This is a genomic window from Enterobacter sp. CM29 (assembly GCF_013179605.1).
Taxonomy (GTDB): domain Bacteria; phylum Pseudomonadota; class Gammaproteobacteria; order Enterobacterales; family Enterobacteriaceae; genus Enterobacter; species Enterobacter intestinihominis.
This window is the reverse complement of the sequence record NZ_JABMCU010000398.1, coordinates 1-587: the sequence shown is the minus strand read 5'-3', so window position 1 is coordinate 587 and position 587 is coordinate 1. Positions and strand designations below refer to the sequence as shown.

Annotated in this window: 2 protein-coding genes; both read right to left on the bottom strand. The window is 41.2% G+C overall.

The annotated features are described in order from the left end of the window. Window positions 1–37: 37 nt before the first annotated feature. A complete protein-coding gene (locus tag HP459_RS23300) occupies window positions 38–397 on the bottom strand; it encodes a hypothetical protein (RefSeq protein ID WP_171936966.1) in 360 nt (119 codons plus the stop codon). Between the two features lie 3 nt (window positions 398–400). Continuing rightward, on the bottom strand, window positions 401–587 hold a 187-nt coding region (locus HP459_RS23295; protein ID WP_171936965.1), incomplete at its 5' end, for a lytic transglycosylase domain-containing protein.

Below are 587 nucleotides of genomic sequence, written 5' to 3'. Positions count from 1 at the left end.
GACCACGGATTACGGATATAACCTTTTCTTACCTGCATCAGAACCCCCTCATACGTCCGAACTTGCCTAAGATACCGGATACGTTTGCCGGGTCTGCTCCCGGACACTCATTTAGCTTATCTCTACGCTTTTTCAAGGTCTTACCCGGATCGAAACCGTGATGACCAAACTTACGAATTGATGAAAAGTAACTAACAACCGGCTCACAATCTTTACTGGTTGAGTCGTATAGTTTTTCAGCCATGCACATGACAACAGTACAAGGGTCTTTCTGCTCAAGGGCTTTATCCTGTATAGGATTGAGTGATGATAAATCACCATCATATACGTCTTCTGCAATAGCAGATTGCATAGTAGCCAATGCAATTAAGACAGCAATAACAGAACCTTTTTTCATTTTTTATCCTCCAAGTGTTGCCATGATTTTTTTTACATATAGCTGAGTTTCTTTATATGGTGGAATGCCGCCATATTTATCAACTGCGCCCTCTCCGGCATTATATGCAGCTAAAGCAAGCTCAAGATCACCATATTTTTTTAGCAGATGTGAGAGGAATCCAATTCCCGTTTTTATATTTTGGTCAGGG

Bases quoted from the DNA above. Each gene is read 5' to 3' on its own strand.
- HP459_RS23300 (WP_171936966.1), bottom strand. From the start codon at position 397: ATGAAAAAAGGTTCTGTTATTGCTGTCTTAATTGCATTGGCTACTATG.